Origin of the sequence: Chryseobacterium sp. Leaf405 (assembly GCF_001425355.1) — a bacterium.
GTDB lineage: Bacteria > Bacteroidota > Bacteroidia > Flavobacteriales > Weeksellaceae > Chryseobacterium.
The window spans coordinates 186,110-209,430 of the sequence record NZ_LMQN01000001.1 but is presented as its reverse complement, the minus strand read 5'-3'; the positions used below and the strand labels follow the sequence as shown (position 1 = coordinate 209,430).

The 23,321-nt window shown below is 34.3% G+C and carries 28 protein-coding genes and 1 pseudogene; 20 read left to right on the top strand and 9 right to left on the bottom strand.

What is annotated here, in order from left to right; translation table 11 throughout:
* Positions 1-60: 60 nt before the first annotated feature.
* Together ASG22_RS00985 and ASG22_RS00980 are read left to right on the top strand one after the other, a co-directional pair.
* Positions 61-249 carry a hypothetical protein gene (locus ASG22_RS00985; RefSeq protein WP_055979195.1) on the top strand — a complete coding sequence of 63 codons (189 nt, stop codon included), beginning with the start codon at positions 61-63 and terminating at the stop codon, positions 247-249.
* 43 nt (positions 250-292) lie between these two features.
* On the top strand, positions 293-1,189 hold the full coding sequence (locus ASG22_RS00980) for a helix-turn-helix domain-containing protein (protein ID WP_055979192.1): 897 nt from the start codon (positions 293-295) through the stop codon (positions 1,187-1,189).
* A gap of 150 nt (positions 1,190-1,339) precedes the next feature.
* Here ASG22_RS00980 and ASG22_RS00975 read toward each other — a convergent pair whose 3' ends face one another.
* Positions 1,340-1,729 carry a hypothetical protein gene (locus ASG22_RS00975; RefSeq protein WP_055979190.1) on the bottom strand — a complete coding sequence of 130 codons (390 nt, stop codon included), beginning with the start codon at positions 1,727-1,729 and terminating at the stop codon, positions 1,340-1,342.
* Between the two features lie 601 nt (positions 1,730-2,330).
* On the opposite strand from ASG22_RS00975, the gene ASG22_RS00970 reads away from it, so the two are divergent.
* A complete protein-coding gene (locus ASG22_RS00970; protein ID WP_055979188.1) occupies positions 2,331-2,570 on the top strand; it encodes a hypothetical protein in 240 nt (79 codons plus the stop codon).
* A 92-nt stretch (positions 2,571-2,662) separates the two neighbouring features.
* On the opposite strand, the gene ASG22_RS00965 is transcribed toward ASG22_RS00970, so the two are convergent.
* From ASG22_RS00965 to ASG22_RS00950, 4 genes are all read right to left on the bottom strand, one after another.
* A complete protein-coding gene (locus tag ASG22_RS00965) occupies positions 2,663-3,670 on the bottom strand; it encodes a DUF2268 domain-containing putative Zn-dependent protease (RefSeq protein WP_055979185.1) in 1,008 nt (335 codons plus the stop codon).
* Between the two features lie 95 nt (positions 3,671-3,765).
* Entirely contained in the window at positions 3,766-5,202 is a 1,437-nt protein-coding gene (locus tag ASG22_RS00960) for a serine hydrolase (protein WP_055979181.1), read from the bottom strand.
* Positions 5,203-5,620: 418 nt separating this feature from the next.
* On the bottom strand, positions 5,621-6,013 hold the full coding sequence (locus ASG22_RS00955) for a hypothetical protein (RefSeq protein ID WP_055979179.1): 393 nt from the start codon (positions 6,011-6,013) through the stop codon (positions 5,621-5,623).
* Entirely contained in the window at positions 6,000-6,545 is a 546-nt protein-coding gene (locus ASG22_RS00950) for an RNA polymerase sigma factor (protein ID WP_055979176.1), read from the bottom strand. The genes ASG22_RS00955 and ASG22_RS00950 overlap by 14 nt, the downstream gene beginning before the upstream one ends.
* Before the next feature lie 105 nt (positions 6,546-6,650).
* Here ASG22_RS00950 and ASG22_RS00945 point away from each other — a divergent pair, with 105 nt between their 5' ends.
* The 13 genes from ASG22_RS00945 to ASG22_RS00885 all read left to right on the top strand — a co-directional run bounded on the left by ASG22_RS00945 (position 6,651) and on the right by ASG22_RS00885 (position 16,840).
* Complete coding sequence (locus ASG22_RS00945; RefSeq protein ID WP_055979173.1) at positions 6,651-6,983, top strand: DUF6249 domain-containing protein; 333 nt, start codon at positions 6,651-6,653, stop codon at positions 6,981-6,983.
* A 94-nt stretch (positions 6,984-7,077) separates the two neighbouring features.
* Positions 7,078-9,222 (top strand): outer membrane beta-barrel family protein, encoded by a 2,145-nt coding sequence (locus ASG22_RS00940; RefSeq protein WP_055979170.1) that lies wholly within the window; start codon positions 7,078-7,080, stop codon positions 9,220-9,222.
* 343 nt (positions 9,223-9,565) lie between these two features.
* Positions 9,566-10,177: a hypothetical protein gene (locus ASG22_RS00935; RefSeq protein WP_055979167.1), complete on the top strand. Its 612-nt coding sequence runs from the start codon at positions 9,566-9,568 to the stop codon at positions 10,175-10,177.
* Positions 10,174-10,803, top strand: coding sequence for a hypothetical protein (locus tag ASG22_RS00930; RefSeq protein WP_131726130.1), 630 nt, complete (start codon positions 10,174-10,176; stop codon positions 10,801-10,803). The genes ASG22_RS00935 and ASG22_RS00930 overlap by 4 nt, the downstream gene beginning before the upstream one ends.
* 38 nt (positions 10,804-10,841) lie before the next feature.
* Positions 10,842-11,192 carry a hypothetical protein gene (locus ASG22_RS00925; protein ID WP_131726129.1) on the top strand — a complete coding sequence of 117 codons (351 nt, stop codon included), beginning with the start codon at positions 10,842-10,844 and terminating at the stop codon, positions 11,190-11,192.
* Positions 11,186-11,527 carry a hypothetical protein gene (locus ASG22_RS00920; RefSeq protein ID WP_055979157.1) on the top strand — a complete coding sequence of 114 codons (342 nt, stop codon included), beginning with the start codon at positions 11,186-11,188 and terminating at the stop codon, positions 11,525-11,527. The genes ASG22_RS00925 and ASG22_RS00920 overlap by 7 nt, the downstream gene beginning before the upstream one ends.
* A 66-nt stretch (positions 11,528-11,593) precedes the next feature.
* Entirely contained in the window at positions 11,594-12,100 is a 507-nt protein-coding gene (locus ASG22_RS00915; RefSeq protein WP_055979153.1) for a hypothetical protein, read from the top strand.
* Positions 12,101-12,162: 62 nt separating this feature from the next.
* Positions 12,163-12,735, top strand: coding sequence for a hypothetical protein (locus ASG22_RS00910; RefSeq protein WP_131726128.1), 573 nt, complete (start codon positions 12,163-12,165; stop codon positions 12,733-12,735).
* Entirely contained in the window at positions 12,719-13,039 is a 321-nt protein-coding gene (locus tag ASG22_RS21260) for a hypothetical protein (RefSeq protein WP_131726127.1), read from the top strand. The genes ASG22_RS00910 and ASG22_RS21260 overlap by 17 nt, the downstream gene beginning before the upstream one ends.
* Before the next feature lie 158 nt (positions 13,040-13,197).
* Entirely contained in the window at positions 13,198-13,722 is a 525-nt protein-coding gene (locus ASG22_RS00900; RefSeq protein ID WP_055979145.1) for a hypothetical protein, read from the top strand.
* An 81-nt stretch (positions 13,723-13,803) separates the two neighbouring features.
* A complete protein-coding gene (locus ASG22_RS00895; protein WP_055979142.1) occupies positions 13,804-14,277 on the top strand; it encodes a hypothetical protein in 474 nt (157 codons plus the stop codon).
* A 543-nt stretch (positions 14,278-14,820) separates the two neighbouring features.
* The gene (locus ASG22_RS00890; protein ID WP_055979140.1) at positions 14,821-15,549 is read left to right on the top strand and encodes a WG repeat-containing protein; all 729 of its coding nucleotides are present in this window, start codon (positions 14,821-14,823) and stop codon (positions 15,547-15,549) included.
* Between the two features lie 28 nt (positions 15,550-15,577).
* The gene (locus ASG22_RS00885; RefSeq protein ID WP_055979136.1) at positions 15,578-16,840 is read left to right on the top strand and encodes a PQQ-binding-like beta-propeller repeat protein; all 1,263 of its coding nucleotides are present in this window, start codon (positions 15,578-15,580) and stop codon (positions 16,838-16,840) included.
* Positions 16,841-17,209: 369 nt separating this feature from the next.
* On the opposite strand, the gene ASG22_RS00880 is transcribed toward ASG22_RS00885, so the two are convergent.
* A complete protein-coding gene (locus ASG22_RS00880) occupies positions 17,210-18,370 on the bottom strand; it encodes a serine hydrolase domain-containing protein (protein ID WP_157844694.1) in 1,161 nt (386 codons plus the stop codon).
* A gap of 566 nt (positions 18,371-18,936) precedes the next feature.
* On the opposite strand from ASG22_RS00880, the pseudogene ASG22_RS21255 reads away from it, so the two are divergent.
* The 4 genes and pseudogenes from ASG22_RS21255 to ASG22_RS00870 all read left to right on the top strand — a co-directional run.
* Positions 18,937-19,104 (top strand): annotated as a pseudogene (locus ASG22_RS21255) (helix-turn-helix domain-containing protein); the annotation flags it as partial.
* Between the two features lie 98 nt (positions 19,105-19,202).
* Complete coding sequence (locus tag ASG22_RS20810) at positions 19,203-19,415, top strand: hypothetical protein (RefSeq protein ID WP_117590770.1); 213 nt, start codon at positions 19,203-19,205, stop codon at positions 19,413-19,415.
* A 90-nt stretch (positions 19,416-19,505) separates the two neighbouring features.
* Positions 19,506-20,096 carry an AraC family transcriptional regulator gene (locus ASG22_RS00875; RefSeq protein WP_117590769.1) on the top strand — a complete coding sequence of 197 codons (591 nt, stop codon included), beginning with the start codon at positions 19,506-19,508 and terminating at the stop codon, positions 20,094-20,096.
* On the top strand, positions 20,093-21,007 hold the full coding sequence (locus ASG22_RS00870; protein ID WP_238586831.1) for an SDR family NAD(P)-dependent oxidoreductase: 915 nt from the start codon (positions 20,093-20,095) through the stop codon (positions 21,005-21,007). Before ASG22_RS00875 ends, ASG22_RS00870 begins: the two co-directional genes overlap by 4 nt.
* A gap of 238 nt (positions 21,008-21,245) precedes the next feature.
* Here the strand turns inward: ASG22_RS00870 and ASG22_RS00865 are convergent, their stop codons facing one another.
* The 3 genes from ASG22_RS00865 to ASG22_RS00855 form a co-directional block, all read right to left on the bottom strand.
* The gene (locus tag ASG22_RS00865) at positions 21,246-21,608 is read right to left on the bottom strand and encodes a hypothetical protein (RefSeq protein ID WP_055979125.1); all 363 of its coding nucleotides are present in this window, start codon (positions 21,606-21,608) and stop codon (positions 21,246-21,248) included.
* A 253-nt stretch (positions 21,609-21,861) separates the two neighbouring features.
* Positions 21,862-22,461 carry a DUF6624 domain-containing protein gene (locus tag ASG22_RS00860; protein WP_055979122.1) on the bottom strand — a complete coding sequence of 200 codons (600 nt, stop codon included), beginning with the start codon at positions 22,459-22,461 and terminating at the stop codon, positions 21,862-21,864.
* 140 nt (positions 22,462-22,601) lie between these two features.
* Positions 22,602-23,210, bottom strand: a complete 609-nt coding sequence (locus tag ASG22_RS00855; protein ID WP_055979119.1) for a hypothetical protein — start codon at positions 23,208-23,210, stop codon at positions 22,602-22,604.
* Positions 23,211-23,321: the final 111 nt, after the last annotated feature.

Here is a 23,321-nt window from a genome sequence, read left to right as displayed (position 1 = left end):
AAACGTATCTTCTGATGGAATTTTTAAGGGTTTGATGGTGTGTTTAGTTATACCATTATTATGTTGATTTCCTGGGTTTTCATTTCTTTGGATAAGATTAATGAAAGTACAGAAAATCCATTCGAAGGCAATGTTCAGCACGTTCCAATATCACAAATCGGTCGTGCAATCGAAATTGATCAAAAGGAAATGTTGGACGATGATGAATTGCCAAAAGTCCTTAAAACAAGAAATAAAATAACACTTTAAAATTTTAATTTAATTTCTAACTTACACGTAAATTTCTTAAAAAATGAAACATTATGAAACCATAACAGAACTCTATGTGTCCAATGGATTTTTGCCTCCTGAAAATCCTTTATTGGGACTGGTAACTTTTGAAGATATAAAAGGATGCAAATTTTTGTATACAGAATTTACATTAGGATTTTATAAAATTGCTCTAAAAAAGGTAAAATCAGGAAATGTAATGTATGGTAGAACCAAGTACGATCACGAGAATGGTTCTTTATTCTTTTTAAAGCCTAATCAAACCATTCAGATGAATGATGTAGAATTGACTGAAAAAGGATTTATGATCTACATCCATGAAGATCTTTTGTACAATCATGGCCTTCATTCAGCGATCAAAAAATATGGTTTTTTCGACTATGAGGCCAATGAAGCTTTACATTTATCTCCTACTGAAGAAGAAACACTTTGGGATCTATTTTACAAAATACAAAAAGAATACTATAACAATCAGGACGAATACAGCAGAGATATTATGCTGACTCATATCGACTCTATCTTAAAGTATTCTCAACGTTTTTATAAACGTCAATTTTTAAACAGAGCTGCATTATCCGGTACAATCACCACAAAGTTTACCGAGATTTTAAACAAGTATTTTGAAAGTGGAAACCTTCAAAAAGAGGGATTGCCTACCGTAAAATTCATGGCTTCTGAGCTATCACTATCGGTAAGGTACTTAAGTGATTTATTGAAGCAGGAAACAGGTAAGACAGCTTTAGAGCATATTCATATTGCATTGGTATTAGAGGCTAAAAATCTCTTATTGAGTACATTTAAAACTGTAGCTGAGACGGCCTACGAATTGGGTTTTGAAAATCCACCCTATTTCTCAAGATTGTTTAAAAAAGAAATTGGAATGACACCTACAGAATATCGCGAAAAATTTCTCAATTAATATATTAAAGCTATCTACAAATTATTGATTCACTAATCAGCCAAGCCTATTTTAGTTAGTTTTAGCAAAGCTATGATAGGCTATTTACTTCACAATATTTGATCGCACAACTCGACAAACAATACTTCCTAAAGCCTTAATAATCATAAATTAAGACCTGTTACGCTTTCTCTTTTTCTTCATCTGATGTTCAAAAACCAGTTCTTCGAAATCCTCACCCAAAGCATCGGGCAAAAATCCGCCAATACCTTCTATCAAATTGGGTTCATGATTAAGAAACTCGAAAAGTTCGTGGGGTTTGTAATCGGAGTGTGTATCATTACTATTAATCTGCTGGAACTTTGAATCTTCAGCTGTTCTCTCTGTAAGCTCAGGCTTCTGATGGTTGTTCCACCAATCATTAAAAACATTTGCGGAAAATTCTTTGCCAAGGCGTGAACCATTCCAAACTGTTTTTGAGTTGTGATCAATAAAGGTGATTCCGTAGATACGTCCGGTATCATTTCGACGTGTTACGATATTGATTCCCTTCTCCGTCAACAGCTTTTTGAAACCAGCTTCATCTGCTGACAGCTTTAGTGCCGCTACTATATGATTAATAAGCAGAGATTTTGCAGGCTCCTTTTTAAAAGATTCTTTCGACTGGTCAAAGTGGTCGCGAAGATGTGTATATCCCGCACTTTTTCCAAATAGGGAGGCTTTAAAAGGGTTACTGATCTTCTGGCCATGTTCATTTAGGTAACAATATACTTAAATGTACCAGATATAAATTTTATCTAAAATGTTACTATTACTACCAAATGCAAATACTTAGATTGAATTTAGACGACTAGAATCTAATATTTTTGATTAGGTACATTCAAATATATAATTGCCTAAATTAATATTAATTATTACAATAGAACAAAGCTACAACAATGATATGGCAATACGAAAGGCATTAGATATTATAAATTACGTCTATGAAAGTTGACATTTAAATTATTCAATAGTCTTTACAGTAAAGAAAGTTCAAAAACTTATCATTTTAATATGATTTTTTATAGAGGCAGCAAAGTTATAAATACAGAACGCTTTATTCCTACTTGGGGGAATATTTCGTACAGAGACTACAAGCGGATGGGAGGGAAGCGATATAGAAATGACTCATGACAAAAATGACCGGTCGATCTGGAGATTAAAAAATATAAAGCTTACTGATGGAGAAATGAAATTCCGTTTTGCCAACGGTTGGAATATAAGTTATGGCGATAACAAACAGGACAGACAATTGGAAAGCGATGGGGAAAATATGAATGTAAGCGCAGAAATATATGACATTGTGCTGGATCTGCGCGATTCTAAATCGTCAAAATACGAATTGATGAAGATTATTGAATGATTAATGTAAACAAATATTTTATTTGGATATGTTTTTACATTAATTAAAAAATTCATGTAAAAATATATTTTATTAAAATTACCTATTCCTAATTAAAGTTGTGTAATATAATCTTCATACCCACTTTTCGATAAAACGTCTTTAGCTGTCAGGGTATAAAGATCCTTCCATGAATCTTTTCCATTTTTCTCTACATACTTTGTGATTATTCTAAACCCCAGCCAATAATTCAGCGTTTTTGGTGCATCAGGAAAAAATTTGATTTTTTCGTTTCTTAAAAGAGGATTATCACCTGAAGTATCGGAAAAGAACTCTTTTACTTTATTAAATATTTCTTTCTCATTTTTGATATACCAATCCCATTGTTGTTGACTCATATTTTCCACTGCCTCGTGTTGTGAAATCTTTCTGTCGAAGAAAACGTAGGTAAAATAGCAGGCAAAGCCCTCGTCGATCGTCTGGCTTAATGCTGATTCCCTTTCCGGATCAGCGTTTCTGAACTTTTCATACACCAGATGATTGAATTCGTGGGGCAATCCCTTAGTGAGGGTATACTCGATATCAACCCCAGGATTATTTATTTCAAGAGCAAACTGTTCAGCATTGCAACCCCCAAAACCAATACCTGTGATCGGTGTAAAAAGTAAACTTAATTTCGCCTTCGGTTGATAAGGAACCAGCTGACTGAATTTACTCAGGTTTTTCCTGATCAATTTGTTTAAATTGATGTCTGTTATTAGCTTTGTTCTTTTTATCAAATCTTGTTTGTCGTTGGAAAGTAATGTTCTGTTCCATTTAATCATTCCAGCGGAATTGTTGAATTTCTTCCCGTTCTCATCGCCGAAAATCACACCGTAGCAGCTGTCCCATAATTTTTGATGAGGCCTGTATACATTTCTGTCTATCATCGCTGAGTCAAAGATTTTAGACTGGTGAGCTAATATTTGATATTTAAATAAGTTTTTGACGGTAATATTTTCAATCTGGATGGCGTCAGATATTTGTTCAATTTTTTTATAATCAAAATCGCTTTTCATGGAATTTTTGGTTGAACATGAAATGATTGTAAGGATGACAAAAAGTAAAGAAATTTTTTTCATAATAAAATTTTTAAGATGCCTTCAAAGTCGAGAATCATATTTAAAACAATGGAGTGCATTATCTTTCTTTTTAAACATAGATATTATTCAAAAATTTATTTAGCGGTGATTTCAGTGAGAATTTTTTTGCCGTTTTCATTATTAGGATTTAGATCAATGGATTTTCTGTACATTTCAATGGCTTTGTTCCTATCACCCATTTTCAATAAGATCTCCCCATAGCTGTCATAGACATTCCAACTTTTCGGGAATAAATGAACATTCAGTTTGAAGATCTCAAAGGCCTCCTTCTGTTGATTATTTGACATCATTCGGTATGCCCAGCTATTCAGTTCATCTTCTTTCGGGTCAAATTCGGGATTAGCCTTTTGTTCTTTTTTTACAAATTCAATCGCTTTATCAAATCCTTTTTCTCTCAGATTTTTTCTTAAATAGGTTAACGGATCGGCCTTTACTATATCAGGGTTGTAACATCCTGCTATTTCCTCCATAAAGTCTTCAGGAGAACTCCCTGCAAGGTTAGTCAGTACAATGATTGCAAGATTATCCTCCGGATAAACGATGATTGCCGACCTGTTTCCGCCAGACATTCCAACCGCTTTATGACTTTTCCTAAATTTTGTAATTCCCCATCCACGTGCCCAATTGGTAGGAGTTCCATTATTGAATGTACTTGGCGACCACATCATATCCAGTGTTGATGATTTTTGAAATAACCTGCCATTTTGCAAAGCAATGATCCAATTCGCAATATCTTCAGAAGTACTGTTGAGGCCAGATCCTGTTCTTACGAAATCCGGAAATTCTGTGTAGGTATTGGTCAGTTTCGCTTCACCTTTTTTGCCGTCAAAAAAACTGTTGTAACGGTATGATGGTGCATAATTCGGAATAATATCTCTTGAGTCTCCAAATACCGTATTGTTAAGATGTGCAATCCTGAACTGATGAGTCTCAAAATCGGTTGTAAAAGGTTTTTTGGTGAGCTTTTCAATAATTTTACCCAACAAAAAATAATTGGTTTGATTATAACTGAATTGTTCTCCTGTTTTAAATTCCAGAGGAAGCGTCTTGAGTTTCTCCCAAATTGCTGCCTCAGTTTTAAATGGTCCTATATTCCCGGTCATAGGATCAAGAAGTTGCAAGATTTCAGGTAATCCTGAAATATGAGTCAGCAATTGGTCTACGGTAATTTTCTGCCAGTCAGCAGGAAGATCTTCTAAATATTTATTGATTGGATCATTTAGTTTGATCTTATTCTGCTCAACCAAATGCATTACTGCAACGCCCGTAAAAACCTTCGTGTTGGAATTGATGGGAAAGATGGTTGTATTGTTTACAGGAATATTGTCCTGCAGATTTGCAATGCCATAGGATTTGCTTAAAATAATTTTTCCATTTTGTACAACTGCCAACTGCAGTCCAGGGATTTTTCTTTCCTTCATTTCCCGATTGATGATTTCATCGACACCGGGGTTCGTTTGCTGCGCACAAAGCTGTAGTGAAAGTAATAGGAGTAAAAAGTAGATTCTCATAATGTTATGACAATCATAACTGACTTTCTATTACATCATAATAAAAAAAAGAATTTATCAATATTAATCTCTGGGTATATCTGGGAGAGATAAATTCAGTAAACCATCAAATTCATTCCTTAGGCTTTAGTGATTTTTTAAAGATGCTTTTGATCATATCTACAGACGTATTCTATTGCATTTCTCAAAACATTCTTGACCTATAATATGCATATTATTTCAACTGCCACAATTCCTCGTGAGGCGAGCTGATTTTCTAGGATAATCTATTTAGGGCATATCGATTTTTATCAATTGATCGGATAAAAAATTTACAACAATTCCTTATATTAAATTCCAAAATTATAATTTAATCAAGAATCATGCGGGGGAGATTTTAATGTGTTATGTCTTAACTCCTACTGAAATTACGTTATCCTCAATGAAGATCTTTCTTGGGATTAATCAATTTTTCACCAAGTTGAATTAAAATCACCATACTGATTAAAAAACAAATTATAAATTTATGCTTTAATACTACTAAGAATAGCATTGAAATAAATTCAGTAGTTAGAAAGCTGACAAATAGCGGAGTACTTATCAGTACTAAAATAGCAATAAGATAATAAATCTTTACATTGAACCGCCGTTGTTGTTTCTCTTCGATTTTCCGGATAATCTTTTTTGAAAATCCAAGCGAAAAATTGTCATTATTTTCTTTCTCAAAATTCCTGTCAAGAAAATCATAAATTTCCTGATCAGCTTTCGGAATTTCCTGATAAATGTTATGTTCTTTTTGATCTTCGATGCTATTCTTTCTATGGGTATCCATCTTTCTGTAATTTTTCTTTTAATAATTTTCTCGCTCTAAGAAGGTAAACCTTTATCGTTCCTTCAGGAAATTTTGTGATTTTTTGAACTTCCTGTATATTAAGCTCATCCAAATGATAGAGCGTAATTACCGTTCTGTATTGCAAGGGGAGTTCACGAATCAATTTGTTAAAATATACATCAAATTCTTTCCCGATCAATTTAGATTCCGGTGTCTCTGAAGAAAACTGAAAATCAATGTTTTCCTCCAAATTGTCATACTTCTTTTTGACTTCTTTCTTTAGATAATTGATGGCAATATTGTAGGTAATTCTGGCAATCCAGGTGGATAATTTAGATTCTTTCTTAAATGATTTCAGATTTTCAAAAACCTTGATAAACACTTCCTGTCCTACATCTTCAATATCTTCATCACTGGTCAGCATTCTGTTCAGAATAGAATAAACCAGATTCTGATACTGTTTGACGACGATCTGAAATGTATTCAGGTTGCCTTTTAAAATATCAGAAATGACTTTTTCTTCGTCGAACATATTACATTAGACAGCATTTTCTAAGATCGGTTACAATTTTCTAATATATTTAAAATTTTGTAACCTGAAATGTATTTATTTGTCTATTGGTTAAAATCATTTACAATGAAACAGCTTGCACCCTTTATAGTAATGATCGCAATATTAATTGCAATCTCCGTCGTAATCGTAGTTTTAACCAATTACGATTTGAAAAAGAAGATACTGAACAAAGAAACTATTGATGATAGAATGTTCATCATTCTCAATAACCTGACCGGCCTGGGTTCGGAAATGCTAAAATGGGGAATTATTTTACTCTTTGGTGGACTAGGTTTGATCATACTTGAATTTCTTCCTTATAATGAAAATTCGCCGCTTCCTTATGGTGTGATGACCGTCTTTGTTTCGTTCGGTTTTCTGACTTATTATTTACTGATGAAAAATCAGAAAAAATAGTTTCTCTCTAAATAATCAATAATAATATTCCACTTTTTTAAGAACAAGAAACTTGTTCTCAGGATTCTTATGTCCAAATTTTAAAACCATAATTATGAAAACAAAAATAATTTCAGTGCTGTCTTTTATCCTCTTATTCAGTAATTTAAAAGCTCAGGAAAAAGTAAAAGATTCTCTCGTCCCTCAAAATGAAACTTCGATTCAGGAGGTGATCATTGATGGAAAAAAACCTTTAATCAAAACAAAAATTGATGGCTTGGTGTATAATGTTCAGTCGGATCCTGAAAGTAAATCCAAAAATCTTCTAGAAATGATGCGAAAAATGCCTTATCTCTCATTGGATGCCAACGAAAATATCCTCTTTAAAGGAAATACCAACTTTAAAATTTTGATCAACGGAAAGGAAACGCAGCTTCTTACCAATAATCCCAAAGATGTTTTGAAAAGTATGCCTGCAAGTTCGATCCAGAATATCGAAATCATTACCAATCCGTCTTCAAAGTACGATGCTGAAGGAGCTTCCGGAATTATCAACATCATTACAACAAAGAAAATGAAAGATGGTTACAATGCTTCCGTCAATCTTGGTTCAAGGTTTCCAAAAGAAGAACACAACGCAGGATTTTCTTTGAATATTAAAAAAGATAAATTAGGCGTTTCGGCATACGGTGGCGGTTTTCTTAGAAATAACCCTGAGATCAGTTATCAAAATTCGCAGCAGACAGCTTCCAATAATTTACAACAAAATGGAAAGACATCAAGCAAAGGAAACGGTGGATATTTTAATGTCAATGCCAGTTACGAAATCGACAGCCTGAATCTTTTGAATGTTCAGCTGGGTTCAAATTTTGTCCATAATAAGTCAAAAGATCTCTTCGGTTCTCAATTTTACCAACAAAATAATCTTACACAAGATATCAGTTCTTTCAACAATTCTGACAACAATGGAAAAGGTTTTGAGGCTTCGGCAAATTATCAGATCGGATTCACAAAAGATAAAAGTCAACTTTTAACCTTGTCTTACAGATTCAATAATTATGATAACGAGATCATCAGTATAACCGATTTTCAGAACAGAATGACCAATTCTGCAAGTAATATCAATCAGAATAATGACAATCAAAACAGCGAAAACACCTTCCAGGTTGATTTCGTGAAAAATATTAAAAAAGTCTATATGGAAACGGGTTTAAAAGCTATTCTCAGAAAAAACAGCAGTCAATATACTTCGATTCCCGAAGACCTTTTGAATTCTGACGAATTTTTAAACAGGCAAAATGTTTACAGCGCTTATGCAACCACAAAGTTCAGTTTGTTCGACTGGAATTTTCAGACGGGTTTGAGATTGGAAAGTACCGATACGAATGTCAATTTTACCTCTACCAATACGGAAGTTGATCAGAACTATTTTAATCTGATTCCCAATATTTCCATCGGTAAGAACTGGAAAGAGCACCACGGCATTAATTTCGGATTTTCGCAGCGGATCAAGAGACCTGGAATCAATCGTCTGAATCCATTTGTGAATCAATCAAATCCTTATTTTCAAATCAGTGGAAACCCTTATCTGAAACCGGTCGTCAATAATGATCTGAGTGCCAATTATTCCTACAACAACAAGATCAATCTGAACCTTGGATTAGGGTATTCATTTTCCAACAAGATCGATCTGAAAGTTTCGACGTATGAATCTGCGACAAATATAACAAGAACAACCTATGAAAACTCAAGCAGCGTCAGCCGACTCGGTCTGGACTACAACTTTAATTACCCAGTGACAAAAAAACTGATTTTTGGTGTTAATGGTAATTCAGCTTTCTTCTTTATAAAGGGAAAAGTCAATAATGTTGAAGTTGAGAATAATCTTTTTACTTATTATATCTATTTTTCAGCCAGTTATCAATTTGATCAAAATTGGACCGTCAGTTCAAATCTCGATTTAAACAGTAAAATGCCTGCCGGTCTTCAAAGCACGACGAATGCTTTTACAGGTTCATCTTTCAGTTTCAGCAAGAGTATTCTGGATAATCAGCTTTCTTTTTCTGCGTATGTCAACAATCCTTTTAATCAATTCAGAAAAGCCATTACTAAAACTGCGGGAACAGATTTCTATCAGAACAATTATAGTAAAGATTATTACAGGTCATTTGGTTTCAATATCACTTATAAATTCGGTAAGCTTAAGAACGAGATCAAAAATACGAAGAGAAAAATTGAAAATAATGATTTGGCGAATTAGAAGATTGCTGATCTGTTTGCATCTTTTTTTTAATTTGATACTTACCGGTAGGGAGTATCTGTAATTTAATAACGTTCTTTAGGGCTATTGGCTTTGTGTAACTAAGAATTAGTTATCTGCAAAAGTTTAAAACATAAAATTCAATCATTAAATTTTAACATTTGTGATCCTCAGATTGACTGTTAAAAGTTTAGGATTGTATCATTTAATGGTTTCCAAAACGGAATAAAAACTTGAACTCCGGCATCAGAAATTCAGTAGATCGTAAGTAATTCTAACTTAGCATAAAATGAAGTATATTAGCATAAAAACAATTAGCATTGGGCAGCCATAAGTAAAACAAATGAGAAATAGAAATTATATTATTATAGGAGTTTTAGCATTCGTTGCTGCACTGGTCATCGGCGTTCTCATCATACTTGATGGATTGAGCGGTATGGGTAATCCAAACGGAAGCAGGGCACCAGATTATCCTTATTTTATAACCACAGAACCTCTAACGATCAGAAATTTAAACCTGCCGAAAGGAACAAAACTAACCTATGAAGAAAGCTTTTTCAAAGAGGGACAGCAGGACAGGATTATGAGTGAAAAAAATCTGACCACGATCGAGCTTCCAAAAGGTAAACCTATCATCTGGGGCGGCGTTCCGGTTTATATGTTTTTGAAATTCTTCAATCCTGAGATGAAAGGATACACTGTGAGCGCAGATTTTGAAAAATTGCCGAAAAACCAAAGAACTAAGTTTTCACAAATTTGGCAGAATTGCGGTGGAGAATTAGCAGTTTTGGTCAATAATACAGAAGATTGGAGTTTTAATACAAAAAATATTGTGGATGTTTCAAGCTGCAGTGTCATCTATCAGCGTTTTTTCAAAGAAGATGAAGAACAGCAAAGATTTCTGGATACCCTATTGAAAGAATTGAAAGACAATGGCAAAAATCAAACAAAATGAAAAATTTAAACCTTTGCGCTTTGTTTATTTTAATGTCTGTTCCAATGTGCTTATCAGCTCAAAAAGGCATGGTCAAGGACACTTATACTTATCAGGTCAGGGATGAATATGGAGATTTAAATAATGATGGAAAAGAAGACAAGGTATTAGTTAAGATGGACACCATCGATGAGACAAGACCGCTGAAATTGCAGATCTTTCTTTCCCAGCCCGACGGAAAATTAATTTTAGCAGTATCTTCTACTAAGATCATCGAACCTCAATATCCTTCAGAGAATAAAGGGAAATCCAATGGTTTTCAGATTCCAAGTTTTTTTATAGAACATGGCATTTTGCAAATGCGGAGTGAAATAGAAAACGGAAATATAACCTATGATTTCAAGTATAAAAATAGAAATTTTGAATTGATTCATGTCAGCAAGCTTACCAATAATTCAACAAAAGCTTATGTTGATGAGTATACGACATTCACTGATACTCAGTTTGACCTGGTTACAGGCATCAGAACTGAAACCGATGATAAATTAGGTTCAAAAAAACCGTTGGCCATACGGAAAAAGAAAGTCTTAATAAGGCCATTACCAAAAATACAGGATATGAAATTTTCTGATACAACCTTATATTAAAAGCCATAAAATCAAATTAATCAAACGAAATATAACTTATGAAAAGCATCATCACCTTACTTCTTTTACCATTGCTGATGGCCTGTCAGGTCAATAGTTTTGATTTGGATAAATTATCATTTCCGGTTGAAATAGCTACCTTAGAGAAAAAATATGAACTCAATACGAACAGTGATCTTTCGGGCATTATTGTTTACAACAGTACAAACCCGGCACTGCTTCAGTTTTCTGGATATTCCTTTTCGGGAACTCTGAACAAACAGGATCCTTCCATATTATCAACCAATTACGTTTCTTTTTACGAGAACAGGACAACGAATAAGGTAAATGCCTACAGGCTGGAAATAAAGACGACTAAAAAGCGGAGGAATTTGAAAGTAGATTGGTAAAGGAATTCGGGAAGACCGATTTCTATTACAGGAATGCAGAATTTTCCTACAGGATCTGGAATACAGGTAACAAACGCTACCTTTTGGAAACCAATAATACCGGGAGATATAATAATGAGAAATTCAAATCCTGTAGTTTGTATGTGGTGGCCGATGGGGATCAACTGTTGAACGATTATTTTATTGCGGGAGGTTTTCAGTATTACGGCGATTATCTCCAAGAAAAAAATAAGCCTGAGCACAAAGGAAAAAAATATACTTACCGGAATTTTATAGACGAAAAGGAAAAAGAAGATGGTAAGGATTCATTCTACCTGAAAGATTATGTGAAATAGATTGTAGATAAAAAGATGAGGATCAGTGGTAATTATTTAGACCGGTTAAGATATAATATCATTCCGATGGCCATATTGTTTGGAATAATCGGTGGGATTTTCTCCAATGATAAGTTACAGGGTTTCCTTGTATTCGGCGGGATTGCTCTTGGCATAACCTGGTTGATCGATTCGGCTTTCATTTTCCGAAAGTTTGGATCTCATCTTAATAAACTGGTATTAGCAGAAGGAATTATATTCAACGGTACCGAAATACAAGCTTCCCAAATCATTAAAATAAAAACTGAAAACATTTATCCTGATTCTATCATTGCTAAATGGAGAATAACCACCATCCGGCTGACCTTGGATGACAATTCTGATTTTTACATTCTCGCAAAACCACATTCTCTATTTTTCTATATCAAATATTTGGCTGGCATCTTGAAGGATTATTACAGTGACCGCAAAAGATATAAGAGTGGTGTCCAGAGAGATTTCGTACCACTATCCGGTTACTTTGTAAGGGAAACGTCACAAACTTTGGATCTTTTGATCACAAAATATCCTGAATTAAAATTAAAAATTTATTGAAGAAGTAAAAAAGACCAGATTAGGAGTTAATTTTGGAAAACTATTTAATTAAATTGTTAAAAATGAAAGAACTGATCTTAAAAAAAATCATTTTTCGTAAACGTTTGAGTTTAAGCATATTCATCACATGCATTATTTTGATGTGGGCAGGACTATTAGTTTTATTATATTATCAATTTAATGATAATATTAACTCTTTAAATTTCACTCTTTTTCTTATTTTTTTTGTCTGCGTCCTGTTCAGCACTATGGGGATTTATATGTCTAAATTCTTTAAAACCTATATAGCTACTGTTAATAAATTAAGCGAAAAGGAGGCCTCAATTTTTGTTGAGCAGGGACGTTCTCGTCCTTTTGCCGAAAAATGGTTACCTTCTTTTATCATTTTCCAGCATAAAGTGAAGTTTTTCAAATTATTGAAGCAACCAGAATATGCTTTTGCCGAGATAAAAAGTATCCAATTTAAAAGATTTAATTTTACAAAAAGCAGACAGGATTGCAGGATAACTATCCAATTGGTCGATGGGAGGCAACATCATTATAACGTTAATGGAAATCTCAATCAAAGGACCTATTTAAAAAATGAAGCGATGGCGTGTAATCCGCAAATCATTATTAATGATCAATATGCTTAACATTTTCCCACAATCAAAAATAACAAAACAGTTAGTTTTTCTGTTAGCGTTGTTGCTCCGTACATGCAATGGAAATGGCAGCCAGCAAACTGAAAAAAAGTCAGGCGATACAATAGGCGCCAATCTAAAAGTTGAGCCGGTTAAAAATAAAAAAATTGCCAGGCAAAAACACAGAAAACACTGCGGAAAGGACAGTAGCTGGGAAAATCGTCGTTGGCAAATTGAGCCAAAGCTTATAATAAGCATTATTTCATTAATGAGATCTGTTTATAGAAGACTACAATTCAAAATCAGAAGCTATTGAAAAGTAAGAACTGAAATTGCAAACGAGTTATAAACACTTTAGTCTTAAAGAGTTTTACTCACTTTGGACGATAACAAAATACATTACCAAGATTTTTCAAAAACATCTTTAAACAATGTTTATCTTAACATACAATTTAAATCCAGCCGACCTCAATAATGACAAAAAAAAGCTATATCATTTTCAGAAAAAATTATGAAGATCATATTTCTAAGAAATTGGAAGTTGGCAAAGAACAATTTTACAGTGACCATTACGAGGCCAAGCAACCTTTTGGTTTAGCCATTTTCGGATTTTTAATGCTTGTGTTTGCTATTTACATTCTGCTAAAAGTACATATACTCTATGGAATGTCATTAATTATCATAGGTTTTTTCTTCATGTATGGCGGACTTAAGAAAAGTAAATTAGTTTTTAGAATTTCTAAAAATGGAATATGGACTGCTGAATTCGGATTCATTTACTTTCGGCATATTGAGCGTTTTGAATTCTACAGGTACATTGGAAAGCACAGCTCAGAAGTCATGAAAATCCATATTAAAAATTATAAAATTTATAAAATGGAAAGACCTTTTTTAGAACAACCAATATCTCATATTGACAAGTACGGAAATCTGAAAAATACACTTGATGAAGCCTTAATGATTGCAAATAAAAGAAATGAAATTAAAAACTACCGCTAAAAAGGATTTGTATCAAGAATAACTTGGATTCCAACTTGACTCACTTCAGATTAAAATATTGGATTATAAAATTAAAATAATATGGAAATTCTTAAAAAATATGGCATTGCTGACGCCGGAAAAGACTACACTTGGTTTGACCTTGAAAGTTTTGAAGAAAGTGACTCATATATTAAATTAATTAATAATCTAGCAATCATTAGTAAAAATAAATTCGCTCCTCAAAACCTTACCGTTGGCAACGAAGGATGGACTGAAAATCGAACGCATTATATCAGTGAAATTAATTTCGAAATAAATGATAACCAATATAATATGAGGCTTTTGTGTGAAAAATGGTTCGATTTTGACCTCATATTGGAACTAAACAAAATAATGATGCAAGAAGGAATTAAAGAACAATTTTATCCTATCCGGACGGATGACCAATCTTTGATAATTGTTTTTGGTGACACACTTCTGAAAGAAAAACTTGCAAGCGAAAATGTTTTGGAAAATACTGATCAACTGATATTAGAGAAACCACTTAACTTTAATTCATTAAAAATTGTTTGAATTATAAAAAACCTGCTTTGCTTACCAGACAATTCAATTCTAAATATAATTTACGAACTTGATGAAGATGAAGTGTACGATTTAATGAGGTCTCGACAACAAGAAATCGCGGAGGAGACGTTTATCCATATTTTGGATTCATTTGGCAGGGCGGTTGAAAGAAAACAGATTATGATCAATACTTTTTATTTAAACGATTCAAATGTGATAACTACAGTTTTTAAGACCGCAATATAATGCCCGGAAAATTAATGTATTTACTTCGTTAAATAGACTTTGGATGACAGTTTTTAAGAATTGATACTGAACTATATTTTTAAAAAAAAGTTACAGAAGTAGTTATAACCTTTAATTGGTATACAATATGAAGTATTTGATTAGCTAATAACAAATGATAGTTGGGGAACAAGAACCTTAATCTTACTTTTACTCTAACGAAAACTCCTAAAATATAGTCAAATTATTCGCTATAAAATTTCTAATGAAGAAAATTTAAACAGACCCTAAATTTCTTTTCATTTTCTTTATCTTTATCAAAAAAGTATGAAAAAAATCGTAATTTGTTTAATCACCATACTGCTCACATCTTGTCAAAAAAACAATAAAGAGGCAGAGCAGGTAAACAACAAAAAACCGACAGATATCACAATATCAAAAGGTTCTGAAATCAATGATTTCGGAAAACAGGTCAAGGGACATTACAGTAAGGAAGAAGATTCCTGGATTAGTGAAGATGCTTTTTATGAATCTACAAGTTTTGATGGAAACGAGTATGCAAGCATCTATCGGTTGACAGACAATGAGGATGAACCGCATTTGGGACTGATTAATAAACAGGGGAAAATCGTGGTGTCTACAAAATACTCGGGATTGTCGATAGGCTTTGTGAACGGTTTCTGCGAGGTGTCAGTTGACAAGAAAGGAATGGTGGATGACAAAGGGAAGGAGATTCTGCCCACTATCTATGACTGGATAGACTTTGCTAAAGATAACCTTTTCGTTATTAATAAAGACGGAAAAAATGGTTTTGCTGATTACACAGGAAAAGTTCTTGTAAAGCCCAAATATCAAGGTGCTACTTACGCAGGGAATGGTTTGTTTTATTTTATGAAGGAGCCGCAGCGCTGGGGTCTGATGAATTTCAAAGAGGAAGTGGTTGTCCAGCCGGAATTCACTTCTACATCTGAATTTGTGAATGGAAAAGTCGTTTTGCAAAAAGATGGGGGAGAAGAATATACCGTCTACAGCACTGGTAAAGTAGTTAAAAATTAAGAAAAATACTATTAATAAGAAACTCAAAATGCTTAGAAATAAAGTAATTACGGTGGCATTATTTGCCGTCATATGGGGTTGCAATTCATCAGAAAAAACAACTGCTGAACCAAAAGTGCCCAACGAAACCCTGATTGTTTCTTCCAAAGGAAAACTGTTTAATTTTAATCTGGAAACAAAAAAACTCACCTGGGAATATATATCTAAAGATGATACGCTAAGCAATCGAAATCGCTTTTCTTATGATGAAAGTACGATCTATATGCCATTTGAATCCGGCAGACTCCTGGCGGCCGATATCTTATCGGGAAAAATACGCTGGGAAAACAATTATAAACCTGACCCGACTTTGGACGATGCCTCAAATGATGGAACAGGCTATAAAAATTCCGACGCATATCCCGGGCCTATTTTTATGACAAAGCCATTGGTTTATGATCGCAAAATATTTATACCTTCGGCGGGCATTCCTGATTTATTAAAATCAAAACTTATCACAGTGGATGCCACTACCGGAAAGACCATATCTCAAAAAGCAAACTCTACCAGCTACAATTACTTCCAGCCCATTGAAAATAGTGGCGCAATATATGTTAACTCTGCTGTATATCTGGATATACATTATCCAAGCGGTTCTTTTGGGTATTTGACTATGGAGGATATTGCTGACAGTGGAAGCCCTATTTATACCCAGATGCAATCCAATAAGAACAGTCTGTTCTTGGGAGTCCAGAACGGAATTTTTTATTCGGTGGGCTTAAGCGGCGATGGTTTTACGAGAGGGGCGGAAGTTAATCATCCGGAAGAGAATTCAAGTGGTCAGAAGGGAATCTTTGACTGGCAGTATCAATCTGAAAAGTATCCTGGCTTAGGGGACGGCAATACTGAACTTGTGAATAACCAACTGATTGTCTGCAAAGCTTCTGATAATCAAAATAAATCTGCTTTGATCGCAATCAATGCCAAAAATGGTAAGGAAAAATGGCTCTATGAGCCAGGAGATCAGATCAAAAACTGGCAGCTTGCAAATCAGGATGAGCTTACTGGTTATACCAAAAGTATTATTTTTGTTTTGGATACATCGGGCAAGACAATATTTAAAATCCCTATAGATCCTTCACTATATCCCGTTTCTAATATAGAAACAAGATCAGACGGTAATCTCATCTATATTACCGGTAAAGGAGTGGTGGTGATTGACAGAAATACCAATAGGACGAGTCTTTTGATTGCTCACACATTTTATCCCAGTTCCCGTCCTTTAAATCAGATTAAATATTTTAAAAAATAAAGACCTGTCAATCCTGAAGGTCAGATCCACTCAGGAAAAAAAAATTTGAGCCAATCTCAATATTTAGTTTTTAACCGTACTGAATCCCTCTTTTTTGAGGGATTTTTATTTGTATTAATTGAGACTCCAAAATTTATCCCATTCTATTATTGAGAATAATGGTGATTGTATAACTATCGTCATGGTTGAGTCAAAATCTTGGACTGATGTGCTGAAATCTGATACTTAATTAAATTTCTAATGATAGTATTTTCGCCTTAACTCTCTTTGCAAGTTTACTTAGCATTTTATTAATAAAACTTCGTTTCATATCATTCTGATTTTATCTTGGTAATTCTATATTGTGGCAAATTAAGATTCAATTATCATTTAATCATTTAGCTTTATAGTTTTCAGCCATCTTTGGTAGATTGGGTACCAGACCCTATCACCATTGGATCCATTACATAAAACAATTAGACCACTTTTTGTTGTAAGATTCAAAATTAGAGCTGCACTCCATCCGACATTTTCTCCCGTGTGTCCTATTGTTTTGAACCCTTCGTAATTCATAAACCGATATCCAAGACCGCTTTCGCCTTCGCTGGAATTTGGAAGAACAGGTGTTTCCATTAACGTGATGGTTTCAGGTTTAAGAACCTTATTCAATTGTTTCGGATTGCGGGTAAGTGAAAGTTCTGCGAAATGAGCAAGATCTTTGATGGTGGTCTGCAATCCTGCGGCTGCTTTTTCGGTGAAGATTTTGTTTTTTATCGGATTTCCATTTTCATCATATGCAGTTGCTGAATTGTCCATCATTTCTGCTGTCCATTCATAGGTGGTATGTTTCATCCCAAGTGGCAGGAATATATTTTGCGTCATATATTTGGAAAAGTTCTGCTCTGTTCTCTCTTCCAAAAGCAGTTGGGCGAGCGTGTAACCACCTCCGGAATATTCCCATTTAGTTCCTGGTTCGCTGATGAGATGTACCGTTTCACCATTGCGTTTGGTTTTTCCGTTCAGCGATTCTTCCAGGCTAAGCAGTGGAGTTCCCTGGTCTGACCCGCCATAACCGTGTACGGAAAGCCCTGAAGTATGGCTTAAGATCCTTCTAAGTGTTACTTTCGATTTATCAAATTCAGATTCTGGCAGATGCCAGCGGGTAAGTGATTTTTCAACAGGGTCATCCAGTTTTATAAGCCCCTTCTCTGTCAACTGCATAAAGCCCCACGAAGAAGCCAGCTTAGAGACTGAACCGACATTGAAGATAGTCTCAGGTGTCACAGGCTTTTTGCTTGCAAGATCTGCATAACCGATCGATTGTATCCAGTCGATCTTTCCATCCCTGATCACAGCGACTGCAATGCCCGGAACATTATTTTTTACAGTAAGTTCCTGTCCAAGTCTTTCTACTTCCACATATAAAGAATCGTTTTTCCCTGAAATCGAATTCTTTGCATTGGTGGCTGTCGAGCAGCAGATAATCATTCCCAGACAGATTGGTACCAAAGTCAATGGGAAGAAGTTTTTCAGTTTAATATTATTTATCATAAGCATTGATTAACTGATTCACAAATGTCCGAAATATTAAATATTTATTTAAAAAAAATAGTGAGTTATAGACTTAAATATTTCAATTTCTCAAATAATTATTTTCTTATAGGAGTAAAAAGTAGATTCTCATAACGTTAAGACAATCATCACTGACTTTTTATTACATTATGAGAAAAATGGGGAATTTATCAATGTTTTATTTCTGGGCATATCGTTGTTAGATAAATTTATTAAACCATTAATCTTTCCCTAATCTTTTAGTAATTTTTAAGGATACTTCTGGATCCTCTGTACAGACGCATTTAAACCGTATCTCTCAAAAACATTCTTTCTTATTTATTCATCTATAATAAGAAGGTCATTTCAACTGCCACGATTCGTCGTGAGGCTACATGATTTTCTATAGCAAATATATTCCGTGGTCTCTGCGGAAAAAAATCTTTTTGGGTATCCGGGATCGGAGATACTAGAACCTCCGCAAAAATATTTCGGGCTTCCATCAATGTTCTTTCTTATTGTTTTCAGGGAATCGATTGCAGTTTTCCTTGTGCCTGCCTGAATACATTCATAACGCCATCATAGAAAAAGCAACAGAAAAACTATCAACAACAAATCTTTCCGTTTCGGAAATTGCTTAGGAGCTGGGCTTTGAACATTCACAATCTTTCAGTAAACTGTTCAAGACCAAGACAAACGTTACGCCTCTAGGGTTCAGAAAGTTGTTTAATTGAAATACCTTTTGAACTTAAGTTGCGATTTGTCATCTTTACCAAGAATTTGTAACTTGGTTTCGTTTACACTGATCAGTAAATAGGTTCAGATTTAATTTATGGAAACAATAGAACAATTTTACCAGCATAAATTCAATGAATTACCTTGTAAATTGGAACACACCATCGGACAGTTCAATGTGTTTCGTATTGAAAGCAGATTGGAAAGAAAAGAAGAATTACCGTTGCACGTGCGCAGAATTTTTTTTAAAATAATGCTTTTTTCAGGAGAAAATATTTTCAGATACGGAAATGAGGAAGTAAAGGTATAAGGCAACACCTTGCTGTTTTTTCACCCTGATAATCCCTATTCCTACCAATCTTTAACCTCTGATACAAAAGGCGTTTTTTGTGTTTTCAAAATGGAGTTTTTTCTGGGCAATCATAAACTTGATGTCGGTGATCTTCCCCTGTTCAGAACCTCCGTTCTGCCCGTTTTTAAATTGTCCGCAGATGACTATCGAGAAGTAAAAAAACTGTTTGAAAAGATGTTCCAGGAATTAAACGGAAACTATATGTACAAATACGATCTGATCAGAAACTATGTCAGCGAGCTGTACTTTCTGGCAATGAAATGGACGCCTCCGGAAAATGTGTTTCAGTATGGTGATGCTGCCAAAAGAATTACGATGATCTTTTTGGAATTGTTAGAGCAGCAATTTCCTATCCAATACAAAACTGATAAACTGAAATTCCGTTTACCAAACGAATTTGCAGAAAGGATCTCCATTCATGTCAACTACCTTAACCGCTGTTTGAAAAAAGTGACGGGTAAGACCACAAGAGAGCACATAACCGAACGACTGAATGCGGAAGCCAAAATTTTGCTCAGGCATACAGACTGGTCTGTTTCTGAAATAAGTCACAGTTTAGGATTTGATGACCTTGCGCACTTTAATAAGTTCTTCAAAAAGCAGACAGGTTTAAACCCGATCTCTTTCAGATTGGTTTGATTTGTACAAATTATGTTTCTGTTCTTACTAACAATGTTCCATATATCCGCGCTAATTTTGCTTCAATAAAAAGTATAAAGATGGATATTTCTAAAGTATGGTATATTACCGATGCATCTAAAGGTATCGGACGGTCTCTCATAGAGCAGCTGTTATTGAAGGGTTATAAGGTCGCCGCAACATCACGGCAGATTTCTGCATTATCTGATATTACAAACGAAAACTTTTTGCCCCTAGAGGTTGATCTGACAGACGAAAGGTCAATAGCAGGTTCAATGGAAAAAACCATCAGTACGTTTGGAAGGATTGATGTGATCGTAAACAATGCAGGCTATGGGATCGGCGGTGCTATTGAAGAATTGTCAGAACAAGAGATCAACGATAATTTCAATATCAATTTTTTCGCTGTCGTTAAAGTCATCCAGCAGGCATTGCCTTATTTCAGAAGGCAACATTCAGGACACATTATCAATATTTCCTCTATTGCTGGTTTTGCGCCTGGACTTGGCTGGAGCATTTATTGCGCTGCTAAATTTGCAGTGACAGGTTTGTCGGAAGCTTTGGCAAATGATCTAAAGCCATTGGGAGTCAAGGTGACAGCAATTTTGCCTGGATGGTTTCGAACTAATTTTGCAAAACAGGACTCCATTGCCTTCAGCAAAAAACAAATTGATGATTACAGCTTTTTGAGAACGGCATATCAGAAAATGAACGAAATAGATGGAAAACAATTAGGTAACCCCGACAAGGTCGCTGATACTTTCATTGAGTTGGTGGACAGTCAGCATTCTCCGACATTGTTATTTTTAGGAAGCGATGCCCACAAAAGAGCTGCGGAAAAGATTGCTCAGTTATCGCAACAGATTGAAGAGTGGGAGAATCTTACCATCTCAACGGACTTTGAACAATAGGTCTATTATGTCAAAGACATCAATATAAATATAACCTTATGCAGTGATATTAAGTAAAGATTCTGAACAATTCAAAATCTTTACTAATTTGTAGAAACTCTTCTTACATTATTATCTCCAGAATTAAGGGTGGTCAATATCACCGGAATTTACACTAAAGCCCAATAGAATTACAAATATTGAGGCTTATACTTCAGCTCCTTTTTCGCAAATACATTGTTAGCGGTTTGTTGTTTTGTCACGTTAATTCTTCTATAAAATGCCAACAAACTCCAGCTATGTCAATAATATTCACTTCTTTGCCATAAGGCTGTTCTACTGGTTGTCCAACTGGTAGAATGTCAAATTTTTCTGAAAGATTCTTTTTGTTTATATTTTTCCAAAATTCATTTATATCAGGTACCTTAACAGACACCATCAGGTTTTCAGCAAACGACTTATTGTCGTATTGTTGTAATATAAATTTACAGTTACCATTTCGGAAACCAACAAGGTCTCCGCCGTCCCATTCTATTTCAAAACCCAGTTCTTGAAATAGCTGTTTTGATTTGTCAAAGTCTTGTCCCGAAGGAATAAACGGCTCAATAGATAGATAATTCATATTTTATATATTTTGTCTCCTAAGTTAGTAGGTCAAGGCCTAATGTTTTTATCATTTTTGTTTTGTTGTCAACTATGTCTCTGTTAATTGCAGAAAGTTGTTTTGCAATGACCGCTAACGTTTCGCCGCTTAAGCGAGATTACGATTCAAAAGGACTGAGTTTTCTCTGCCAAGATAAAACTTTCTTCGTGAAAACAAAACTTCCGGTCACCGAAAACCTGCAATCTAGCTTAGCCGATGTTAATTGATGTTTTTATTTGGTCCATCCTACATTTTTTTTCCATTGTTCAATCTCCTGCTTTCTTTTTTCAAAGTCTTTTGGTTGCGATTGATTTTCATTTATTGCTTGTCTTCTCATTATTTCTGTTTGCTCTTCAAGTGTGTTAAGTCCAATTGATTTTCTTCTTTCATTTACCTTGGATAAGTCGTCAAAGAGATTAGGGTTTAAATTTCCTTTTTCGTCCCAGTCAAATTGGGTTCCGTTAAGTTGTGGCTTACCTTCAAAAACTGCTATACGGTCTGTTAGAAATGCTAAACTTATCGAGTCTGCTTTACTTTCACTAACTTCCATTTCCAATAGTTTCGCACACTTTTTCATAAAAAGGGGCTGTCCGATTGAATGCTGTATTATCAACCAAGCCGCTTCGTTTGCTTCTTTACCAACTTTGTCAATTGTAGGATAACCGATTGCGTCTATTATGTCGTTCAGGATTTTAGCATTTTCGTTATGCAACTCTTTCATTTGTTCGTTATAACCTTCGCTAAGTTGTCCGCTTTGCACAAGTTTATCTCTTAATGTCAAGTCTGCGTTTTTCAGTTCAATTATTTTTTCAGCAATGATTTTATTGTCCATTTTTTGATATCATATTTGTTTTTGTGAAGTTGTCTTCCTAAAATAGCCAATAACATTTTGCCAAAAACATGTTAGCATTTCGTTGTTTTCTTCTCGTTTGTAAAGCCAAATTTCCATATATTAGTTAGCCAAGACCAATCTCATCTGATGTTAGCAAAATCTTTTTTATCCGTAAAGTATTCAAGTCCTAAAATTAATAATATAGCGCTCATATTATTCCACTTCTGCACTACAGCCAATGAAGTCCAATCTTTTAATATGTATAAATACATAGCATAATAATAAATGAGCAAGCACATGATTGCATAAATTTTAAAAAAGTGCCGGTTTGATTTTAGAAGATATACAGTAATGCAAATTATACAAGCCCAAAACAATGTGTTTGAAACAGCAAGCATCAAGTCGTGATATGGTGTAGCTATAAAGAAAGTAAATGGCATTGTGAAAATACCAACATATTTTATAAAATTCGAAGCAATTTTATTTACTATTTTTTTAGAAAAGTTATAGAAAAATAAAGCGCAACTAAATGAATAAAAAAACATACTAATAATAGCCCAAATCTTTGCACTGTTTGTCTGTCCATTTAAGGCATGTTCTTTGAATAAATTACTAAAAAAATTTTCAGACCAACTAAATCCTAATGTCTTCATATCTTGGTCTGTCCCACCTGGATAATTCAATGTAGCAATAATTAGCAGCAAAACTGATATTACAATTCCTGTTAATACTAAATACTTTTTAATCATTTTGTTGTATTATAGTTTGGTTCTTTCACAATGACCGCTAACTTATTGATATACGCTACAATGTAGCGTATATCAACCCTAAATTAGATGGCTTTGCGTTACTTTGCGGTT

Excerpts from the sequence above, each read along its gene's own strand:
- ASG22_RS00910 (WP_131726128.1), top strand. The coding sequence starts at position 12,163 with ATGAAAGAACTGATCTTAAAAAAAATCATTTTTCGTAAACGTTTGAGT.
- ASG22_RS00860 (WP_055979122.1), bottom strand. The coding sequence starts at position 22,461 with ATGGACAATAAAATCATTGCTGAAAAAATAATTGAACTGAAAAACGCA.
- ASG22_RS00940 (WP_055979170.1), top strand. The coding sequence starts at position 7,078 with ATGAAAACAAAAATAATTTCAGTGCTGTCTTTTATCCTCTTATTCAGT.
- ASG22_RS00955 (WP_055979179.1), bottom strand. The coding sequence starts at position 6,013 with ATGGATACCCATAGAAAGAATAGCATCGAAGATCAAAAAGAACATAAC.
- ASG22_RS00880 (WP_157844694.1), bottom strand. The coding sequence starts at position 18,370 with ATGATAAATAATATTAAACTGAAAAACTTCTTCCCATTGACTTTGGTA.
- ASG22_RS21260 (WP_131726127.1), top strand. The coding sequence starts at position 12,719 with ATGATCAATATGCTTAACATTTTCCCACAATCAAAAATAACAAAACAG.
- ASG22_RS00930 (WP_131726130.1), top strand. The coding sequence starts at position 10,174 with ATGAAAAATTTAAACCTTTGCGCTTTGTTTATTTTAATGTCTGTTCCA.
- ASG22_RS00925 (WP_131726129.1), top strand. The coding sequence starts at position 10,842 with ATGAAAAGCATCATCACCTTACTTCTTTTACCATTGCTGATGGCCTGT.
- ASG22_RS00960 (WP_055979181.1), bottom strand. The coding sequence starts at position 5,202 with ATGAGAATCTACTTTTTACTCCTATTACTTTCACTACAGCTTTGTGCG.
- ASG22_RS00890 (WP_055979140.1), top strand. The coding sequence starts at position 14,821 with ATGAAAAAAATCGTAATTTGTTTAATCACCATACTGCTCACATCTTGT.
- ASG22_RS00885 (WP_055979136.1), top strand. The coding sequence starts at position 15,578 with ATGCTTAGAAATAAAGTAATTACGGTGGCATTATTTGCCGTCATATGG.
- ASG22_RS20810 (WP_117590770.1), top strand. The coding sequence starts at position 19,203 with ATGGAAACAATAGAACAATTTTACCAGCATAAATTCAATGAATTACCT.
- ASG22_RS00895 (WP_055979142.1), top strand. The coding sequence starts at position 13,804 with ATGGAAATTCTTAAAAAATATGGCATTGCTGACGCCGGAAAAGACTAC.
- ASG22_RS00875 (WP_117590769.1), top strand. The coding sequence starts at position 19,506 with ATGGAGTTTTTTCTGGGCAATCATAAACTTGATGTCGGTGATCTTCCC.
- ASG22_RS00900 (WP_055979145.1), top strand. The coding sequence starts at position 13,198 with ATGACAAAAAAAAGCTATATCATTTTCAGAAAAAATTATGAAGATCAT.
- ASG22_RS00945 (WP_055979173.1), top strand. The coding sequence starts at position 6,651 with ATGAAACAGCTTGCACCCTTTATAGTAATGATCGCAATATTAATTGCA.
- ASG22_RS00965 (WP_055979185.1), bottom strand. The coding sequence starts at position 3,670 with ATGAAAAAAATTTCTTTACTTTTTGTCATCCTTACAATCATTTCATGT.
- ASG22_RS00865 (WP_055979125.1), bottom strand. The coding sequence starts at position 21,608 with ATGAATTATCTATCTATTGAGCCGTTTATTCCTTCGGGACAAGACTTT.
- ASG22_RS00915 (WP_055979153.1), top strand. The coding sequence starts at position 11,594 with ATGGCCATATTGTTTGGAATAATCGGTGGGATTTTCTCCAATGATAAG.
- ASG22_RS00855 (WP_055979119.1), bottom strand. The coding sequence starts at position 23,210 with ATGATTAAAAAGTATTTAGTATTAACAGGAATTGTAATATCAGTTTTG.
- ASG22_RS00950 (WP_055979176.1), bottom strand. The coding sequence starts at position 6,545 with ATGTTCGACGAAGAAAAAGTCATTTCTGATATTTTAAAAGGCAACCTG.
- ASG22_RS00985 (WP_055979195.1), top strand. The coding sequence starts at position 61 with ATGTTGATTTCCTGGGTTTTCATTTCTTTGGATAAGATTAATGAAAGT.
- ASG22_RS00935 (WP_055979167.1), top strand. The coding sequence starts at position 9,566 with ATGAGAAATAGAAATTATATTATTATAGGAGTTTTAGCATTCGTTGCT.
- ASG22_RS00980 (WP_055979192.1), top strand. The coding sequence starts at position 293 with ATGAAACATTATGAAACCATAACAGAACTCTATGTGTCCAATGGATTT.
- ASG22_RS00970 (WP_055979188.1), top strand. The coding sequence starts at position 2,331 with ATGACTCATGACAAAAATGACCGGTCGATCTGGAGATTAAAAAATATA.